The sequence below is a fragment of the Vibrio sp. 10N.247.310.98 genome (assembly GCF_041467395.1).
Taxonomy (GTDB): Bacteria; Pseudomonadota; Gammaproteobacteria; order Enterobacterales; family Vibrionaceae; genus Vibrio; species Vibrio crassostreae_C.
Window position 1 is genome coordinate 1 of sequence record NZ_JBFSUL010000068.1, and the last position, 19337, is coordinate 19337.

A 19337-nucleotide genomic window follows, 5' to 3' on the forward strand; every position below is an offset into this window, starting at 1 on the left:
ATACGAGATACGAGATACGAGATACGAGATACGAGATACGAGATACGAGATACGATCAGGATGTCTCTTAGTGAAATGAAGTTCAACATACTTCAACGCTAAATTGTATTGAGCTTCCCTAGAATACAGACGTAAAAAAACCGCTAGTTGCCTAGCGGTTTTTTTGGTTTAGCGAAACTTATTAAGCCAAGGCCTAAGGCATCTCGTCAAACTCTTCACCTTCTTTGTCCACTTGTGGTGGCATTAGGTGTTCACGCGTAATACCTAACTTCATAGCCAGTGCAGATGCAACGTAGATAGAAGAGTAAGTACCAACCGTAATACCCAGTAGAAGTGCAGTCGCGAAGCCGTGAATCATAGCGCCGCCCTGAACGAACAGTGCGATAACTACGAATAACGTGGTACCAGAAGTGATCAATGTACGGCTCAATGTTTGTGTGATTGAGCTGTTCAGTACTTCAGGTGCTTCACCCTTACGCATCTTACGGAAGTTCTCACGGATACGGTCGAATACAACAATGGTATCGTTGAGGGAGTAACCGACGACCGTTAGCAAGGCTGCTACGATGGTAAGGTCGACCTCAATTTGCATTAGAGAGAACACACCCAGAGTGATGATAACGTCGTGCGCCAGTGCTAATACTGCACCCGCAGCCAAACGCCATTCAAATCGCACTGATACGTAGATCAAGATACAGATAAGAGAAACTAGAATAGCAAGGCCACCCGCTTCTGTTAATTCGTCACCCACGTTAGGACCAACGAACTCGATACGACGCATTTCAACTTGCTCACCAGTACCATTCTCAATAGCAGAAAGGATTTGGTTACCAAGCGTTTCGCCCGCTACGCCATCACGTGGACGTAAACGAACCATCACATCACGAGCTGAACCGAAGTTCTGTACCGTTGCATCACCAAAGCCTTCGGCTTCTAGTGCACTACGAATATCAGGAAGGTGTGCCGGTTGTTCAAAACCAACTTCAATCAGAGTACCGCCAGTAAAATCTAGACCCCAGTTCAACGATTTCGTTGTTAGGGTGAAGATAGCAGTACCAATCATCAAGATAGAAAAAACAAAGGCAACCTTTGACCAACGCATAAAGTCGATCATTTTGTCTGCTTTTAGAATCTGAAACATATTAATTCCTAGCCTTAGATCGACAGTTTTTTAACGCGTTTGCCGCCATACATCAGGTTCACGATACAACGTGTTCCGATAATAGCTGTAAACATTGAAGTCAAGATACCGATAGACAGCGTTACCGCGAAGCCTTTGATAGCACCCGTACCCACAGCAAATAGAATGATTGCTGTTAGTAGTGTGGTGATGTTGGCATCGGCGATTGTGCTGAATGCGTTCGCGTAACCTTGGTGAATCGCTTGTTGTGGACTGCGTCCATCTCGAAGCTCTTCACGTATACGCTCAAAGATCAGAACGTTCGCATCAACCGCCATACCAACCGTTAATACGATACCGGCAATACCTGGTAGGGTCATGGTAGCCCCCGGAATCATCGACATAACACCGATAATCAACACCAAGTTAGCCATTAGCGCAACGTTCGCAATCAGACCAAAGCTACGGTAGTAAAGCAGCGTAAACAGCATTACAGCAGCCATACCCCAAACCATCGCCATGATACCCATATCGATGTTTTGCTGCCCCATAGATGGACCAATGGTACGTTCTTCTACAATCGAGATAGGCGCAATCAATGCACCAGCACGCAGTAGAAGTGCCAAGTTATGAGCTTCAGCCGTTGAATCGATACCAGTAATACGGAAGTTACGGCCTAGCGCAGATTGAATCGTCGCTTGGTTAATCACTTCTTCGTGCTTACTCAAGATAACTCGACCTTCCGGTGTTTTACGACCGCTGTCTTTGTACTCTGCAAATACCGTTGCCATTAGCTTACCGATATTCTGACGAGAGAATGCAGACATCTTGCTACCACCTTCGCTGTCTAGCGAGATGTTAACTTGAGGACGACCATATTCATCAACACTTGAGCTTGCATCAGTAATACTTGAGCCGCCTAGAATAACGCGCTTCTTAAGTACCACAGGACGACCATCACGATCTTGCTTGATTTCGCTACCCGCAGGGGCACGACCAGAAGCGGCAGCGGCTAAGTCAGCACTGCTATCCACTTCACGGAACTCAAGCGTCGCGGTAGCACCAAGAATTTCTTTAGCGCGAGCCGTGTCTTGAACACCAGGCAATTCCACTACGATACGGCTAGAGCCTTGACGTTGAACCAAAGGTTCAGCAACACCAAGTTCGTTAACACGGTTACGTAGAATGGTAATGTTTTGCTCTACCGCATAGTTGCGGATTTCTTGAAGACGAGCCTCTGTGAAGCTAGCAACCAAAGAAAAACGACCATTAGATTCAGAATCTACAAACGTCATGTCTTGGTGCTTAGATTGCAGTAGCGATTTCGCTTCAGCAAGCTGCTCGGCGTTACGTAGAATCACTTCAACCGCATCTTTACCAGATGGGCGAATTGCACGGTAACGGATTTTTTCTTCACGAAGTTCGCTACGGAACGCTTCTTCTTGTTGGCCAACCAGCTTTTGCATCGCAGCGTCCATATCCACTTCCATCAAGAAGTGAACACCACCACGTAGGTCAAGACCAAGCTTCATTGGTGCAGCACCAATAGATTCAAGCCAATCAGGAGTTGAAGCAGCTAAGTTTAAAGCAACGATTACGTCTTCATCTAATGCTTCAGTGATGACATCACGAGCACTAATTTGAGAGTCTGTATCGTTAAAGCGAACAAGAATGGAACCGTTTTCTAGAGCAACGGATTTAGTAGAAAGGTTTTCAGCTTCAAGAGCATTGGTGACAGCATCCAGCGTAGACATATCTACAGAGGCGCCGCGCGCCCCTGTAACTTGAACTGCCGGATCTTCACCGTATATATTCGGAAGTGCGTACAACGCAGCGATGGCGATAGTAAACACCACCATCAGGTACTTCCATAACGGGTAACGGTTTAGCACAGCGAGGATCCTCTAGCTGTTTATAGAGATTTCAGAGTACCTTTTGGTAGCACTGCTGTAACGAAGTCTTTCTTGATAACTACTTCGTTGTTTGCATTCAGTTCGATAGCAACGTAGTCGCTGTCTTCTGCAATCTTAGTGATCTTGCCAATTAGGCCGCCGCTTGTAAGAACTTCATCACCTTTGCCCATAGAAGACATAAGGTTCTTGTGCTCTTTAACACGCTTAGCTTGTGGACGGTAGATCATGAAGTAGAAGATCACAGCGAACATACCTAGCATGATAAGCATTTCGAAACCGCCGCCTGCTGGTGCACCTTCTGCTGCTGCGTGAGCTTGAGAAATAAACATTTAAAACATCCTCTATTTATATTTTCGTAATTGTTTGTCTAATTGGGTCGCATCCCTTTATTTTCAAGCCCCATCACTCGGAAGAGAGATAGGGCTCGCAAAAAAGAAATACTAAGATTCTTTACCTAGTGGTGGCACTTCACGCCCCATTCTTGCGTAGAACTCTGCAACGAACTCTTCAAAGCGGTCTTCATCGATAGACTGACGAATGTCTGACATTACTCGTTGGTAGAAACGCAGGTTATGAATCGTGTTCAGTCGAGCACCTAGGATTTCGTTACAACGATCCAAATGGTGTAAGTACGACTTGCTGTAGTTCTTACAAGTGTAACAGTCACACTCTGAATCTAGTGGTGTTGTATCGGTTTTATGCTTCGCATTACGGATCTTGATCACACCTTCAGTCACAAACAGGTGGCCGTTACGTGCATTTCGCGTTGGCATTACACAGTCAAACATGTCGATACCACGGCGAACACCTTCAACCAAGTCTTCCGGTTTGCCTACGCCCATTAGGTAACGTGGCTTATCTTCTGGCAGTTGAGGACATGTGTGCTCAAGAATGCGGTGCATATCTTCTTTTGGTTCGCCTACTGCTAGGCCACCTACTGCGTAACCGTCAAAACCAATTTCTGTTAGGCCTTTAACGGATACATCACGAAGGTCTTCGTACACGCCACCTTGAACGATACCGAACAGTGAGTTCGGGTTTTCAAGTTTGTCGAAGTGGTTACGTGAACGCTCAGCCCAACGAAGAGACATCTCCATTGAGTCTTTTGCTTCTTTGTGTGTCGCAGGGTAAGGCGTACACTCATCGAAGATCATTACGATGTCTGAACCTAAATCTTTTTGGATTTCCATAGACTTCTCAGCGTCCATGAAGATCTTGTCACCGTTTACAGGGTTACGGAAATGAACACCCTCTTCAGTGATTTTACGCATTGCACCTAGGCTGAATACTTGGAAGCCGCCTGAATCAGTCAGGATAGGACCGTGCCAGTTCATGAAATCGTGCAGGTCACCGTGCATTTTCATGATTTCTTGACCAGGACGTAGCCATAGGTGGAATGTGTTACCTAATAGGATTTCAGCACCTGTGTCTTTTACTTCTTCAGGTGTCATACCTTTAACAGTACCGTAAGTACCTACAGGCATGAATGCTGGGGTTTCGACGGTACCGCGTTCAAACTGAAGTTGACCACGACGTGCGCCGCTATTAGTTTTTTTAAGTTCGTATTTTAATTTCACGAAGCCTCCAATATGCCAGAGAAACAATCTGACTGTTAATTCAGAACCTTAGGCCAAACAAAAGTTCAGTCTAGTGGGTTCTATGAGGAGCGGTCGCGTATTCCTTGCGAGAGATTAGACAGACACCCTGCCCGACTCCTAGCTTACTGCTAGCACCCGTAAATTTTTGTATCGCTTAAACCAGCTTAAGTTAGCTCGTTTTCTTATTGATGAACATCGCATCGCCGTAGCTGAAGAAACGATATTCGCTCTTCACTGCGTGATCGTAAGCGCCCATCACATTATCGTAGCCAGCAAATGCACTCACCAACATAATCAGTGTTGATTCTGGCAAGTGGAAGTTGGTAATCAGGCAATCCACCAACTGGTATTCATAGCCAGGGAAGATGAAGATTTCTGTATCACCAAAGAAAGGAACGAGCTCGGTGCCTTTCTTCAATGCATCTTGCGCTGCACTTTCTAGTGAGCGTACTGATGTTGTACCAACAGCAATAATACGTCCGCCACGAGCTTTTGCTGCAGCTACGGCGTCAACCACTTCTTGCGGCACTTCAACGTACTCAGCATGCATGTGGTGATCATTGATGTTATCTACTTTTACTGGCTGGAACGTACCAGCACCAACGTGAAGCGTCACGTAAGCAAACTCAACACCTTTTTCTTTCATGTCGGCCATTAGCTTGTCATCAAAGTGAAGGCCTGCTGTTGGCGCTGCAACCGCACCCGGCTTTTCATTATAGACAGTCTGGTAGCGCTCTTTATCTGCATCTTCATCAGGACGATCGATGTAAGGAGGCAGTGGCATGTGACCAACACTGTTAAGAATCTCTAAAACGCTTTGATCGGATGTGAAATGGATTTCGAATAACGCATCGTGACGCGCCACCATTTCAGCTTCATATTCATCGTTCTCACCAAGGAACAACTTGGTACCCGGCTTCGGTGATTTAGAACAACGAACATGCGCAAGAATGCTTTTCTCATCAAGCATACGTTCAACCAGCACTTCAAGCTTACCGCCTGATGCCTTGCGACCAAATACACGAGCTGGAATCACTCGAGTGTTATTGAAAACAACAAGATCGCCTGGCTCAACCAAGTCTAAAACGTCTTTAAACGAACCATCAGCTAGGTTACCGCTGTTGCCATCTAATTTAAGCAGGCGGCTTGCTGTACGCTCCTCTTGAGGGTAGCGAGCAATGAGTTCATCTGGTAGGTCAAAGTGAAAATCTGAAACTTGCATGTGTCTAGTCTTGTCTTAGTTGATGAGATTTGTGCCGTTGACGAATCATAAATCGTAGTTGCTGGATAATCGTTACGGTAAGTCAATCGTTACCAGAAACACATCGCAAACACGACTAAAAATTTCGCAGTGGGCTAGTATAGGCACACGAGCCGCAATAGCAAGGTTTACAGCACTGGATTATTGTAAAGAGGCGTAAAATAATGCGACTGATTCACCTCCTCAAGCTAAAGAATTAGTTGCATAAAACTCACCCAGGAATGCGTCAGATCTCAGTTATTTTTTGGATAAAAAACTATAGTAATAGCAACAAATAAAAAAGAAGGAGGTTCGTATGATCAAGGTTGAAGATATGATGACTCGCAACCCTCATACCCTATTGCGCTCACACTCACTGGCCGATGCTAAGCACATGATGGAAGCACTTGATATCCGCCATATTCCGGTCGTCGATTCCGACAGGCAACTACTAGGTGTCGTCACACAACGAGACGTTCTCGCCGCTCAAGAATCCAGCCTACAAAACATCCCACAAGCTCAATCTTTTACTCTTGCTACTCCCCTCAACGACATCATGCACAAAAGTGTTATGTCGGTAGAGCCGCGTGCAGGATTAAAAGAATCGGCTATCTACATGCAGAAACATAAAGTGGGCTGTTTACCTGTCGTAGAAAACCACGAACTAGTAGGCATTATTACAGACAGCGATTTTGTCACGATAGCGATCAATTTACTGGAGCTGCAAGAAGAAGTAGAGCCAGAAGAAGCAGAAGTAGAGTAACGCTCGGAATTGATATAAAGAAGAGCGGCCAATTCAGCCGCTCAGAGGGATTGTTGTCGCAGCGGATTATTATAGAAGCTCAGATACCACATCCGCTAATTGATGGAATGTCTCACGACGCGAAGAGCTTGGTCGCCAGACAAGGCCAATATCTCGGTAGGCCTGCTGACCAGGAGGATCGATCACAACGAGATTCTGGTTTTCCAATAAACCGTGGTCGATCGCCATTTGCGGAATAAAGGTGGTTCCTAAACCATTGGCCACCATTTGCACCAATGTGTGAAGGCTCGTCGCAGTGAACGGGTTGATCTTCTCTTTATCCGTTAACTTACAAGCCGACACAGCATGCTCGGTTAAGCAATGCTCGTTCTCCAACAAAAATACAGATTCGTCTGGCAGGTCATCGTATTTAATCGGAACGCGAATACCATCAGCTTGATTGCGACTGATCACCATCCGGAAAGGGTCTTGCCCAACAACTTGGCTTTCCATATTGTCGATATCGACAGGCAAAGCCAGAATCAGCACATCTAAGTCTCCATGACGCAGCGCAGCCAATAGGTTGGTCGTTGTGTCTTCACGTAACAGCAAATTTAATTGTGGAAAGCGCTGGTTGGCTTCCTGTACCAAATCGCACAAAAGGAACGGCGCTATAGTAGGAATACACCCGACTCGCAGCTGCCCTTGCATCGCATCCCCGTTACATAGATTTCCAAGCTCTACGAGATCTTGTCCTTTCGCTAGTAGCTCTCGACCGTGCTTGACCACCAGCTCACCTGCTTGCGTGAAAACTAGCGGGCTCTTTTTATCTTTCTTCTCATAAAGCGGGCAACCAATCAGCTCTTCTAGGTTTTGAATGCCTTTACTTAGCGTAGATTGACTGACGAAACAGCGATCTGCGGCATCACTGAAATGACGAGTTTCGTGAAGAGTAACAAGATAGTGAAGTTGCTTAAGACTTGGCCATTTATTCATGAAATTACTTTGTAATATAAGTAGGATAAGTTAGGTAAAGGTCATTCGACCTAAGGACAGGACAAAGAATAAGCTTATCGCTTTTTTCGATTAACTTAATCTATTTAATTCGCTTTTTTCTATAGTACCGATTGTACTATAGTTTGTCCCGTAGAAACGGAGCCCAAACAAAGATGTGTTGGGCCAACTAATTTTTTAGGAGATTCCAAAATGGTACTAGTAGGTCGTCAAGCCCCTGACTTTACTGCAGCAGCTGTTCTAGGTAACGGTGAGATCGTTGATAACTTCAACTTCGCAGAATTCACTAAAGGTAAGAAAGCTGTAGTTTTCTTCTACCCACTAGACTTCACTTTCGTTTGTCCTTCAGAGCTAATCGCTTTCGACAACCGTCTTGAAGATTTCCAAGCTAAAGGCGTTGAAGTAATCGGTGTTTCTATCGATTCTCAATTCTCTCACAACGCATGGCGTAACACTGCTATCGCTGATGGCGGTATTGGTCAAGTTAAATACCCTCTAATTGCTGACGTTAAGCACGAGATCTGCAAAGCATACGATGTTGAGCACCCAGAAGCAGGCGTTGCTTTCCGTGGTTCTTTCCTAATCGACGCTGACGGTCTTGTACGTCACCAAGTAGTTAACGATCTTCCACTAGGTCGTAACATCGACGAAATGCTACGCATGGTAGACGCACTAAACTTCCACGAGAAGAACGGTGAAGTTTGTCCTGCACAATGGGAAGAAGGCAAATCAGGTATGGACGCATCTCCAAAAGGTGTTGCAGCATTCCTATCTGAGCACGCTGACGACCTAAGCAAGTAATTACCTCTTAAGCCCGAACTCAACGCGGGTTAATGGTTGGAAGATTCTCTTTAAAGAGACATAAAGCATAAGCTAATAGCGCAAAGCGCACCGCCAATCAGTTAAGAAGTAAAGTCCTATTAAAAGCCCGAAGTTAACGCTTCGGGCTTTTTGTTTTCCCCCTCCTCGCTCCCCTAGACTGACTCTTGTAATAGATAATTGAGGTAGCGATAAACCTAAACTTTACCTCTATTTTCCCTTATCCCCATCTATTCAGAATCACACCTAGATTGCTATTATTTCATCAGTATCTTTTTGAACGGATAAACACGATGAACACCGAAATTGAAGTCTGTATCGATAACTTAGAATCTCTTCATACCGCACTATCTGGTGGCGCGAATCGAATTGAGCTTTGCTCTTCATTAGCACTTGGCGGATTAACTCCAAGCTTCGGAATGATGAAACAAGCGGCAATAGTTTCGTCGGTTCCGGTCTACGCTATGATACGCCCAAGACAAGGCGACTTCATTTTCGATAACGACGATATGCTCTGTATGCTTGAAGATATTGAAGCTTGCGCAAATGCAGGATTGGATGGGGTCGTACTTGGTGTGTTAGCGCCGAACGGAAGTATTGATATGCCAAAGATGCAACAACTGGCTGACAAAGCGCACTCGTTAAAGCTTGGGATTACCTTCCACAGAGCCATCGATCAAAGCTCTGATTTCCAAGCAGCATTAGAACAAATCATTACACTTGGATGCGAAAGAGTCCTGACATCAGGGCTTGCTGCTAATGCTGAGCAAGGTATCGATGTATTGGCTGCAATGGTCAAACAAGCCGATGGACGAATTGATATCATGGCGGGGGCTGGCGTTAACGCTGCGAATGCCAAAATGATTCAAAGCGCTACCCAAGTACCTGCTCTTCACCTTTCAGGTAAATCGACAAGGCCGAGTCTAATGGAAAACAACTCAAGTGCTCAAATGGGCAGTGATAATATTGATGATTATCAGATCCCAGTGACAGATGCGAGTAAGATATCTGATGTGAGAGCCGCCCTCACCGCTTAGGGCAATAGTCGCCAGCATAAATCCAGAGAACCTCGCTGACTAATCTAACTGACTGACGTATATTAGATTTAATAGCGCAGAAAATTTTCATGGATAGATATGGCTAAAGACTTATTCAGCTCTCTTGATTTAAACCTGTTACGAAGCAAAACATGTTTGGAAGAAACCAAACCCACGGCTTTCAGGCTGAGATTGGTGTGGCAAGTTATGACGGTACAAAAACGCGCTCAGGCGAAGTAGAAGAGAAAACAACACATGGTATAAGCCTAGGTGGTGCCTACGTTTACCAAGCGACACCAATGCTTGGATTACGTGCTGGTGTTGATATGAATATTTTTGATCACAACAAAACCTTTGTGCCTTACGACACAACGGTCAATTTCAACCTTGGTGCCATTATTAGCTTCTAAAGATAAGCTCTATTTTAGTGCGTCATCAAGGCTTTGATCACCGAGGTGACGTACATCTTTACCCTTCACAAAGTAAATAATGTATTCGCAGATATTTTGGCAGCGGTCTCCCACTCGCTCAATCGCACGAGCTGACCACATCACCTGCAAAATATTAGGGATGTTCTTAGGGTCTTCCATCATATAGGTCATTAACTGACGAATAACGGCTTCGTATTCCGCATCCAACTTATCATCAAGTTTGTGAACTTCAGCAGCCGCATCAACATCCATACGAGCAAAAGCATCTAACACTTGGTGAAGCATGGTGATTGCCTGACGGCAAAGAGGCTCTAACGAAACATGGAATTTTTGCTCTTTGGTTGAAGGGATCTCAATAGCACCTTGCGCAATTTTAGAAGCAACATCGCCAATACGTTCCAGATCGGTAATGGTTTTGATGATCGCCATAATCAAACGCAGATCCTTCGCTGTCGGCTGACGCTTTGCAATGATTCGAGTACACGCCTCATCAATCGACACTTCCATCGCATTCACTTTGTGGTCATCACGAATCACTTTTTTGGCCAATTCAACATCGTCTTTATGAAGCGCCTGCATTGCAAACGAGAGTTGCTGCTCCACTAACCCGCCCATGGTCAATACATGAGTACGGATCGATTCTAACTCGACATTGAATTGCCCTGAAATGTGGCGACCGAAATGCATACTTGCTCCTTGAAAGAAATGAAGAAAGCCATTTTTGTAGAGTGACTTAGCTCTAGATGACACCTTTGGAGAGGTTAGCCATATCTACCAGTAATGTAGTCTTCCGTCTGGTTTTTCAATGGAGACGTAAAAATTGAGTCCGTATCTGAGTACTCGATCAATTTTCCCATATGAATAAAGGCAGTATGGTCACTTACACGCGCGGCTTGTTGCATGTTGTGGGTAACAATCACCACTGTGTATTGCGTTTTGAGATCGTTGATCAACTCTTCAATCGTCAAAGTAGAAATCGGATCGAGTGCCGATGTCGGCTCATCTAACAACAGCACTTCAGGCTCAATCGCAACCGCACGAGCGATAACCAAACGCTGCTGTTGACCGCCAGATAAACCAAAAGCATTCTCATGCAACCGATCTTTCACTTCATCCCATAACGCAGCAGCGCGCAGAGAGCGTTCAACCGCATCATCAAGGTCTCGGCTGTTGCTAACGCCTTGTAGCCTCAAGCCATAAACCACATTCTCATAGATAGATTTAGGAAAAGGGTTTGGACGCTGGAATACCATACCCACACGGCGTCGTAAGGTCGCAACATCCACCTTAGGGTGATAGACGTTCTTGCCATGAAGCTTCACTTTCCCGGAAACCTTACAGCCTTCAACAAGATCGTTCATGCGATTAATGCAGCGCAGCAGAGTCGACTTACCACACCCAGAAGGGCCGATAAACGCCGTCACCTGCCCCTTCGGGATCTGCATCGAGATATCATCAAGTGCTTGGCTCTCTTTATAGTAAAGATTTAGCCCTTCGATCGAGATAGCAATTTGCTCATCCTTCAGATTGTGAACATCAAGTGGTGCTTGGTAACCCAAGGTTTCATTAATCGAGAACATCTAATCTTGTCCTAAGGTTCGGTATTTTTCACGCAAGTTATTACGGATATTGATGGCTGTTAAGTTCAACCCAACAATCACCGTAACCAATAAAAATGAAGTCGCATACACTAAAGGTCGTGCCGCTTCGATATTAGAGGTTTGAAAACCAACATCATAGATATGAAAGCCTAAATGCATGAACTTTCTATCTAAGTGTAAATACGGAAACTGACCATCGACTGGCAAGCTAGATGCCAATTTAACAACACCCACCAGCATAAGTGGTGCAACTTCCCCCGCGGCTCTCGCGATTGCCAAAATTAAACCAGTGATAATCGCTGGGCTTGCCATCGGTAAAACAATGCGCCAAAGCGTCTCAAATTGAGTCGCACCAAGCGCTAATGAACCGTGCCTCACTGCACTAGGAATACGCGTTAAGCCCTCTTCCGTGGTTACGATAACGACTGGAAGCGTCAAGACCGCTAAGGTTAGTGCTGACCAAAGTAGACCCGGCGTACCAAATGTCGGTGCTGGCAATCGCTCTGCATAGAACAACGTATCAATCGAGCCACCAATGGTATAGACGAAAAAGCCTAAACCAAAAACGCCATACACAATCGACGGTACACCCGCCAAGTTAATCACGGCGATACGAATTAAACGTGTTAGTGCGTTGTTTTTTGCGTATTCATGAAGATATATCGCAGCGACCACGCCAAGAGGCATCACGACGATCGACATGAGAATAACCAACAGTACTGTACCGAAAATGGCAGGGAATACACCGCCTTCAGAGTTTGAGTCTCGTGGGTTCTCTGATAAGAATTTCCAAACTTGTTTGCCCCAGTGCCCAACCTTTTCTAGGTAAGACATATTATTTGGGTACCAATAATCCAGAATGTGGCTGAGCGAGATCTCGACCAGCTCGCCTGTCATATCCTCAACCAGCAAGCTTTCGACATTAAGTTGCGTTCTAAGGTGCTCAAGCTTAACTTCGGCTTCACCTAACTGGCGGTTTAATTCCAGTTTAGTTTGAGTATAGGTTGTAAGGTATTCATCACTCACTGACTCATTGAGTTCAAGCTTACGCTTTTCTAAGCGCAGGTTTTCCAATTGCCAGCTGATATTACGAATTTCTTGGTTCACGACACGCGACGTTTCTTTACGTAACGTATCAGCGAACGCCAAGCCTTGTTCGAGCTTTTGGTCTATGTTCGAATCAAAGGTGCCAGAAGCGGTTTTAAAACCCACCGGCTTACCAAAGAAATAACCACCTCGACTTCGTTCAATCACAACCCAATCTAGCGGGGTAGTGGGTTCACGTAAGTTAACATCCAGAATAGAAACAAAGTCCGCAGGGTACAGTTCTCTGTTAGCAACTTTGATGCTTAAGCGCTGTATCAGCCCAGTCGACAAATTTTGAGGAGACAAAAGGTCATGGACTTGTGGAACTTGCTCTATCGGGATGTATTTTCGTTCATATAACTGACCAACCAATACATCTTGTTTTGATACGGTTTCGTCAAGATCGACCACTAGCGATAAGTCTTTGGAGTCAACTTGCCATTGATACAAAGGTGCGGGCCAAAAATAGGTTAAGCCCTTCCAACCAATCAGCAGCATTAGGCCAAGAACAGAAAGCATACTGATGCTCACCGCCCCGCCCGTAAGCCAGATCCACGGAGAGCCCGATTTAACCCAAGATAATAATGACTTCAGTTTATTCATCATGATCGACCTTGCTCTTGGCGTGCTGAAATCAAGGAGCTGCAAAGATCAAGAGACACGCTAGTCAAGCCACTAAAAGCCATTGATACACATTGAGGCAAACCTTTAAAACTACAGCGCACGATATTTATCTCTCAGTCTTTGTCTAACCCACTCAGCAACTGAGTTCACCGCGAATGTAAAGATAAACAGCAAGAGTGCAGCCAAGAACAGCAAGCGGAAATGAGAACCACCCACTTCTGATTCTGGCAGCTCAACAGCAATCGTTGCCGATAAAGTTCTCATCCCTTCCAAAACATTCCAGTCAAGAATTGGGGTGTTACCTGTCGCCATCAAGACGATCATGGTTTCACCAACTGCTCGCCCTAGGCCCATCATAACCGCAGAAAAGATACCTGGACTCGCCGTCAATAGCACCACATAAATAAGCGTCTGCCACGCCGTCGCACCCAACGCTAATGACCCATCAGACAAATGTTTAGGTACAGAGAAAATAGCATCTTCAGCAATAGTGAAAATCGTTGGGATGACCGCAAAGCCCATAGCAAAACCAACCACTAGCGCATTGCGTTGGTCAAAGTCGATACCATAGCTAGCCAAGAAGGTACGAATATCACCACCAAATAACAAGGCTTCAATGTTGTTTCCACCAGCAAACACCGCAACCACTGCAATCACCAATACCGGAATCAATATCAGAGCATGCCAACCGTTAGAGAAGCGACCCGTTACCCTCTTCGGTAAACAGAACCAAACAAGTCCAGTCAACAGTGTGCTCAGTGGTAATAGCATCATTAATGAGAAGACAGCCGTTAAATGTGTTTCAACGATTGGAGCAAACCAAAGCCCAGCCAAAAATCCGATGATCACGGTTGGAAGAGCTTCCATCAGCTCTATCGAAGGCTTCACCACTCTTCGCATGCGTGGAGACATAAAATAAGCGGTGTAAATAGCTCCGAGCACAGCAACCGGCACGGCAAACATCATCGCAAACAGAGCGGCTTTGATAGTACCGAATGTGATAGGTACTAAACTGAATTTCTCTTCAAAGTCATCATTCGCCGATGTTGATTGCCAAACGTATTGCGGCTCAGGGTAACTTTCATACCAGACCTTTTGCCAAAGCGAGGAGAATGAGATTTGTGGGTATTCATTGTCGACTTTAGCCACACTGATGATGCCATCAATCAACGTTGCCAGATGCAGTTCATTGGCAGACATAGCGGCTAGTTGTGGTGATTTATCAAATGCGCGTTCAAACAACGACAGCTTTTCACTGGTCGTATAGTGGCTTTGTAATGTGCCGTTCTTATAGAAGCTATAAAAACCCTTTCTATAAGTATCAGGAAGAATAAATTGCACTTGTTCAGCAAGTTGGAAGTCTCGAATATGGGTCAGGCTACGCTTTTCATCTTTGAGTACATCGAACCATTGAGAAACCTGTCCGTCCTCATGCGTAACCAACAACGAGTATGCGCCAGACAATAAATCGATGCTTTTCACGGAATGCTTCGCATCATTTAAGCTAAGATCAATCACTTCACGAACATCAAAACCGTTATCTGATAGTTTCAAAACAACCAAATCCGATTGTGCTCGTAGGTATAAGGTTTGCCCATCAGGTGTGACAAGCAGTTGCTGCTGCAAGCCCAACTTATCCGATAGCCATTGGCTCTTCTGAAAAACATACTGACCAGTAAGGTCACTCTGATACCACTTAACCAAGACTCGTTGGTCACTTAACTGCGCGGCAACCGTAATCCCACGTCCATTTTTAGAGAATGCGAATTTGTCGATCGTCGCCCCATTTGAGGGTACATCATTTAAAAACGGTTCAGGGAGAGTGATTTGCTCAATTTTAGGTTCGGCTTCGCTGCCCTTTTTCAGCACAGGCGCACTATACTCAGGATAGAAAAAAGTAAGATTGCTTGCGCTGTCGGCAAAGGCAAACCAGTTTTCAGATGGGGTGTTTCGAGAAAAGGCGATGGGGTTGGCTACAACATCACGCTCAAAGTAAGAGTGTGTATTTTGAGACTCTAAATCCCAAAACTGTACCAAACCAGATTTTTCGATAGTAAATGCATGCTGACCGTATTCATCAACCGATAAGACGATAGGTTTTTCTACGGCAACGGTCTTTACAGCTTGGTCTGTCTCTAAACCAGTATCAGAAAATACCGGTAAAATGACCATCGCCAAGTAAACAAAGATCAATACTAGGGCAGCTAGAACACTGACCGCGCCACATGTCACCGAAAAACGGACGAGACGATCTTTCAACCATCTTTTTTTGTCACGCTCTTTCAATGAAAATTGGGCTGATGCCATCTGTTTATCTACCTTTTTTTAGCTACTGACATAATATGTACGTTAGATGACAATTATATTACAAGTTACGTTAAACAACTGAAACTAATAACAAGTTTGTTAGCCATATTTCTTAAAGTAAGATCATAGATTTTGTGAATTTTGCCATTCTAATTTAAAGTAATCAGCTCTATAGCCAGTACTCAAGGATTCTCATCTCGATGGAAAAAGACTATGTCACAAAAGAACTTAGCTGGTTATCCTTCAACGAAAGAGTGCTCCAAGAAGCGGCAGATAAGTCAGTCCCCTTAATCGAAAGAGTTCGTTTTTTAGGTATTTACTCGAAAAACCTCGATGAGTTTTACAAAGTCCGATTTGCTGATGTGAAGCGAAAGATCTTACTTCAAGATCCACAGCTAACCTCCAACTCGCCGAAAAGCCTACTGACTAAAATGCAGAGCAAAGCAAGCAAGCTCGATGCTCAATTCCATGAACTGTATAACGACTTGCTATTGGAATTGGTACGCAATCGTATTTTTCTGGTCAACGAACAACAAATCAGCGAAGAACAAAGTGGCTGGATAAAAAAGTACTTTAAGAAAAAAGTGCTGCCACACTTAACTCCGATTCTCTTGAACGAAGATAGCCAGTTACTTAATATTCTCAAAGATGAACAAAGTTACTTAGCCATCGACATCGAGCGTGATGCATCATCTCAATATGTCTTACTCGAAATCCCATCAGAAGCACTCCCTCGATTTGTTAAGTTACCGGAAACTTCGGGTTCGCAGCGTACAACTTTGATCTTGTTAGATAATATAGTTCGATTTTGTTTGGATGACTTACTTAAAGGATTCTTTGAGTATGACTCATTGCGTTGTTTTGCGATAAAAATGACACGTGATGCCGATTATGATCTGCAAGAGGACAATGAAAATAACCTATTAGAATCGATGTCTTTAGGTTTAGAACAGCGCTTAACGGCACTGCCGATACGTCTGATCTATGAATCTGAAATGCCAACTGAAATGCTCAACTTCTTACAAGTCAGACTTAAACTGTCTGACTATGACAGTGTCATCGCAGGTGGTCGCTATCATAACTTCAAACATTTCTCTGAGTTCCCAAGCCTTAACCGACGTGATTTAGTTAATCGTCCTCTACCCGCGATTAAGTGCGCGCATTTCAGCCATTACCCAAACTATTTCGAAGCGATCAAAGCTCGCGACATCTTACTGCATTATCCTTATCACACCTTTAGTCACATCACTGAACTGGTTAGGCAGGCTTCCTTTGACCCGAAGGTAACCTCCATCAAAATAAACGTTTACCGTGTTGCGGAAGGCTCAAAACTCCTCAGCTCGATCATCGATGCGGCGCACAATGGCAAAAAGGTCACTGTGGTTGTCGAGCTGCAAGCACGCTTTGATGAGCAAGCCAACATTCAATGGACCAAGAAACTTCAAGAAGCGGGTGTAAAAGTCATCCATGGCATCCCAAGTTTGAAGATCCATTCCAAGTTGCTGCTCATCAAACGAAAAGAAGGCAAGCATACCGAGCATTATGCCCATATTGGCACTGGCAACTTCCATGAAGTTACAGCGCGCGTGTATACCGATTTTTCTCTGCTCACTGCGAATGAAGATTTGACTCAAGAGGTGAGACAAGTCTTTAAGTATATTGAAAACCCTTATCAAAAGTCCCAGTTCAAGCAACTGATTGTGTCACCAAAGAATACTAGAAAACGTCTGTACCAATTGATAGATAATGAAATACAAAACGCGATAGAAGGTAAACCTGCAAGCATCACTCTAAAACTCAACAACTTGGTCGATCGAGAGATCATTGAAAAGCTCTATCAGGCTAGCCAAGCCAATGTAAAAGTGAGAATGGTCATTCGCGGCATGTGCTCTCTTGTCCCTGGCATACCCAACATCAGTGATCATATTGAGATAGTCAGTGTGGTCGATCGTTTCCTCGAACATCCGAGAGTGATGATATTTGGTAACGCTGGAAAGCCGAAGGTCTATATATCTTCCGCTGACTGGATGACACGAAATTTTGATCACCGCATCGAAGTTGCAGCTCCAATTTTAGATCCAAAGATCAAGCAAACCATTATCGATATCACCGAGTTTCATTTCGATGACAGCAACAAAGCTCGAGTGCTAGACCAAGCGATGAGCAACTCTTACACACAACCACCAGCAAACCTACTTGATTACCCGACGTCACAACTCTCCACTTACCACTATATTAAACGTATGGAGAAACTTGCTCGCAAGAAGTACAAACAAGAGAAGAAATCATGCCGCTAATTGATAACAAACATTCTCGATGTATTGCCGCTATCGACTTGGGTTCGAACAGCTTTCACATGGTGGTTGCCCGAGTATTCGATCAACACCTGCAATTAGTCAGCAGACACAAACAGAAAGTGAGATTAGGTGATGGATTGGATGAACGTAACGTCCTATCTGAAAGCGCTATCGAGCGAGGCCTAGAATGCCTCAAGGTGTTCGCAGAACGACTGGCGGATTTTGAGCTTGATGATGTCAGAGTTGTTGCGACTCATACCCTAAGAAAAGCCAAAAACGCTAAAGACTTCTTAGAGCAAGCCAAGCCACTGTTTCCTTTTCCAATAGAGATCATTTCCGGTCAAGAAGAAGCTCGAATAATCTATAACGGAGCAGAACACACTCAAACCGCTTCTGAATCTAAGTTGGTTATTGATATCGGTGGAGGGAGTACGGAACTCGTCGCCGGACAAGGCTTTACTCCTCTAATTATGCGCAGTTTACCGATGGGATGCGTCAACTTCACTCAACGTTTCTTTGCTAACGAAGGGCTAACTTCACGACACTTCTCAGATGCTTATACCGCAGCTACTCGTCTATTGATGCCATTGATTGAAGAATACACAAAAGCCCCTTGGGAAATCGCTTTTGGCTCATCTGGTACCACGAAATCAATAAAAGAAGTACTCATTGGCTTAGGGTTCACCGATGGTCTCATTACGCCCCAACGCCTGTCCTATTTAAAGAATCACTTATGTGAGTTTTCATCATCCAACACCGTAAATCTTTCAGGCTTAAGTGATGAGAGAAAGCCTGTGTTTGCTGCAGGCGTCACCATTCTTTCAGCAGCAATGGATACGCTAGACATCAAGGAGTTACATTTTTCTGATGGTGCCCTGAGAGAAGGCGTTCTTTATGACATGGAGGATAGGTTTAAAGATATTGATATTCGAACAAGAACTGCCGAAACGCTCGTCTCTCGATACCATGTAGACGTAACTCATGGCGAGAAAGTGAAAGTGCTCGCTCTTTCATTGCTGAAACAAGTACAGCCTCAAGTGACAACTGCGGTCACTAGTGAGCTGTATGATCTGCTTGGTTGGGCTGCAGTACTTCATGAGGTAGGACAAAGCATTGCATTCCAAGGCTATCACCGCCATTCGGCTTATCTGCTTAAGCATACGACAATGCCAGGCTTTAATACTGAGCAACAACGCCTTATATCAGCATTGGTTCGCTATCAAAGAAAAGCGCTCAAACTACAAGATTTGCCGGAACTTTCTCTGTTTACTCAGCAACAAGTCACCCTGCTGATTCGTATATTGAGACTCGCTATCTTACTCAACCGTCAGCGAAATCAAGCACTGGCCCCAGACGTGACTCTAACGATTGAACAACAGGATAACTGGGAATTGAAAGGAACTAACAGCGATTGGTTGGCCCAAAACCAACTGCTTGATTATGAGCTCAGAGAAGAGCAACAACGTTGGCAAAATGCAGGATGGTCGTTAAAGCTAAAATAACGAACA

Annotated in this window: 15 protein-coding genes and 1 pseudogene; 6 read left to right on the forward strand and 10 right to left on the reverse strand. The window is 44.7% G+C overall.

All coding sequences use genetic code 11. The features are described 5' to 3' along the window. Positions 1-193: 193 nt before the first annotated feature. The 5 genes from secF to queA all read right to left on the reverse strand — a co-directional run bounded on the left by secF (position 194) and on the right by queA (position 5853). A complete protein-coding gene (gene secF, locus AB6E78_RS19910; protein ID WP_017062837.1) occupies positions 194-1141 on the reverse strand; it encodes a protein translocase subunit SecF in 948 nt (315 codons plus the stop codon). A gap of 14 nt (positions 1142-1155) precedes the next feature. After that, positions 1156-3012: a protein translocase subunit SecD gene (gene secD, locus AB6E78_RS19915; RefSeq protein WP_102320714.1), complete on the reverse strand. Its 1857-nt coding sequence runs from the start codon at positions 3010-3012 to the stop codon at positions 1156-1158. 20 nt (positions 3013-3032) lie between these two features. Further along, on the reverse strand, positions 3033-3362 hold the full coding sequence (yajC, locus tag AB6E78_RS19920; protein WP_010440492.1) for a preprotein translocase subunit YajC: 330 nt from the start codon (positions 3360-3362) through the stop codon (positions 3033-3035). Between the two features lie 111 nt (positions 3363-3473). Then, complete coding sequence (gene tgt, locus AB6E78_RS19925) at positions 3474-4610, reverse strand: tRNA guanosine(34) transglycosylase Tgt (protein WP_017056177.1); 1137 nt, start codon at positions 4608-4610, stop codon at positions 3474-3476. Between the two features lie 190 nt (positions 4611-4800). Next, positions 4801-5853, reverse strand: a complete 1053-nt coding sequence (queA, locus tag AB6E78_RS19930) for a tRNA preQ1(34) S-adenosylmethionine ribosyltransferase-isomerase QueA (protein WP_017062523.1) — start codon at positions 5851-5853, stop codon at positions 4801-4803. A gap of 334 nt (positions 5854-6187) precedes the next feature. Between queA and AB6E78_RS19935 the strand changes: the two genes are divergently transcribed. Then, positions 6188-6634 (forward strand): CBS domain-containing protein, encoded by a 447-nt coding sequence (locus tag AB6E78_RS19935; protein ID WP_017062524.1) that lies wholly within the window; start codon positions 6188-6190, stop codon positions 6632-6634. A 69-nt stretch (positions 6635-6703) separates the two neighbouring features. On the opposite strand, the gene AB6E78_RS19940 is transcribed toward AB6E78_RS19935, so the two are convergent. Further along, positions 6704-7609: a hydrogen peroxide-inducible genes activator gene (locus AB6E78_RS19940; protein WP_017062525.1), complete on the reverse strand. Its 906-nt coding sequence runs from the start codon at positions 7607-7609 to the stop codon at positions 6704-6706. 210 nt (positions 7610-7819) lie between these two features. Between AB6E78_RS19940 and AB6E78_RS19945 the strand changes: the two genes are divergently transcribed. The 3 genes and pseudogenes from AB6E78_RS19945 to AB6E78_RS19955 form a co-directional block, all read left to right on the forward strand. Next, entirely contained in the window at positions 7820-8428 is a 609-nt protein-coding gene (locus tag AB6E78_RS19945) for a peroxiredoxin C (RefSeq protein WP_017062526.1), read from the forward strand. Positions 8429-8739: 311 nt separating this feature from the next. Beyond that, complete coding sequence (locus AB6E78_RS19950; RefSeq protein WP_017062527.1) at positions 8740-9483, forward strand: copper homeostasis protein CutC; 744 nt, start codon at positions 8740-8742, stop codon at positions 9481-9483. A gap of 146 nt (positions 9484-9629) precedes the next feature. Next, positions 9630-9893 (forward strand): annotated as a pseudogene (locus tag AB6E78_RS19955) (hypothetical protein); the annotation flags it as partial. A gap of 9 nt (positions 9894-9902) precedes the next feature. On the opposite strand, the gene phoU reads toward AB6E78_RS19955, so the two are convergent. The 4 genes from phoU to AB6E78_RS19975 all read right to left on the reverse strand — a co-directional run bounded on the left by phoU (position 9903) and on the right by AB6E78_RS19975 (position 15532). Further along, on the reverse strand, positions 9903-10601 hold the full coding sequence (gene phoU, locus AB6E78_RS19960; protein WP_009848270.1) for a phosphate signaling complex protein PhoU: 699 nt from the start codon (positions 10599-10601) through the stop codon (positions 9903-9905). 74 nt (positions 10602-10675) lie between these two features. Next, complete coding sequence (gene pstB / locus AB6E78_RS19965) at positions 10676-11494, reverse strand: phosphate ABC transporter ATP-binding protein PstB (RefSeq protein ID WP_009848269.1); 819 nt, start codon at positions 11492-11494, stop codon at positions 10676-10678. Next, positions 11495-13204, reverse strand: coding sequence for a phosphate ABC transporter permease PstA (pstA, locus tag AB6E78_RS19970; RefSeq protein ID WP_050619859.1), 1710 nt, complete (start codon positions 13202-13204; stop codon positions 11495-11497). A gap of 111 nt (positions 13205-13315) precedes the next feature. Continuing rightward, on the reverse strand, positions 13316-15532 hold the full coding sequence (locus AB6E78_RS19975; protein ID WP_372134106.1) for an ABC transporter permease subunit: 2217 nt from the start codon (positions 15530-15532) through the stop codon (positions 13316-13318). Between the two features lie 200 nt (positions 15533-15732). Between AB6E78_RS19975 and ppk1 the strand changes: the two genes are divergently transcribed. Both ppk1 and ppx read left to right on the forward strand, forming a co-directional pair. Further along, entirely contained in the window at positions 15733-17829 is a 2097-nt protein-coding gene (ppk1, locus tag AB6E78_RS19980; protein WP_017066137.1) for a polyphosphate kinase 1, read from the forward strand. After that, complete coding sequence (gene ppx / locus AB6E78_RS19985; RefSeq protein ID WP_372134107.1) at positions 17820-19331, forward strand: exopolyphosphatase; 1512 nt, start codon at positions 17820-17822, stop codon at positions 19329-19331. Before ppk1 ends, ppx begins: the two co-directional genes overlap by 10 nt. Positions 19332-19337 lie beyond the last annotated feature (6 nt).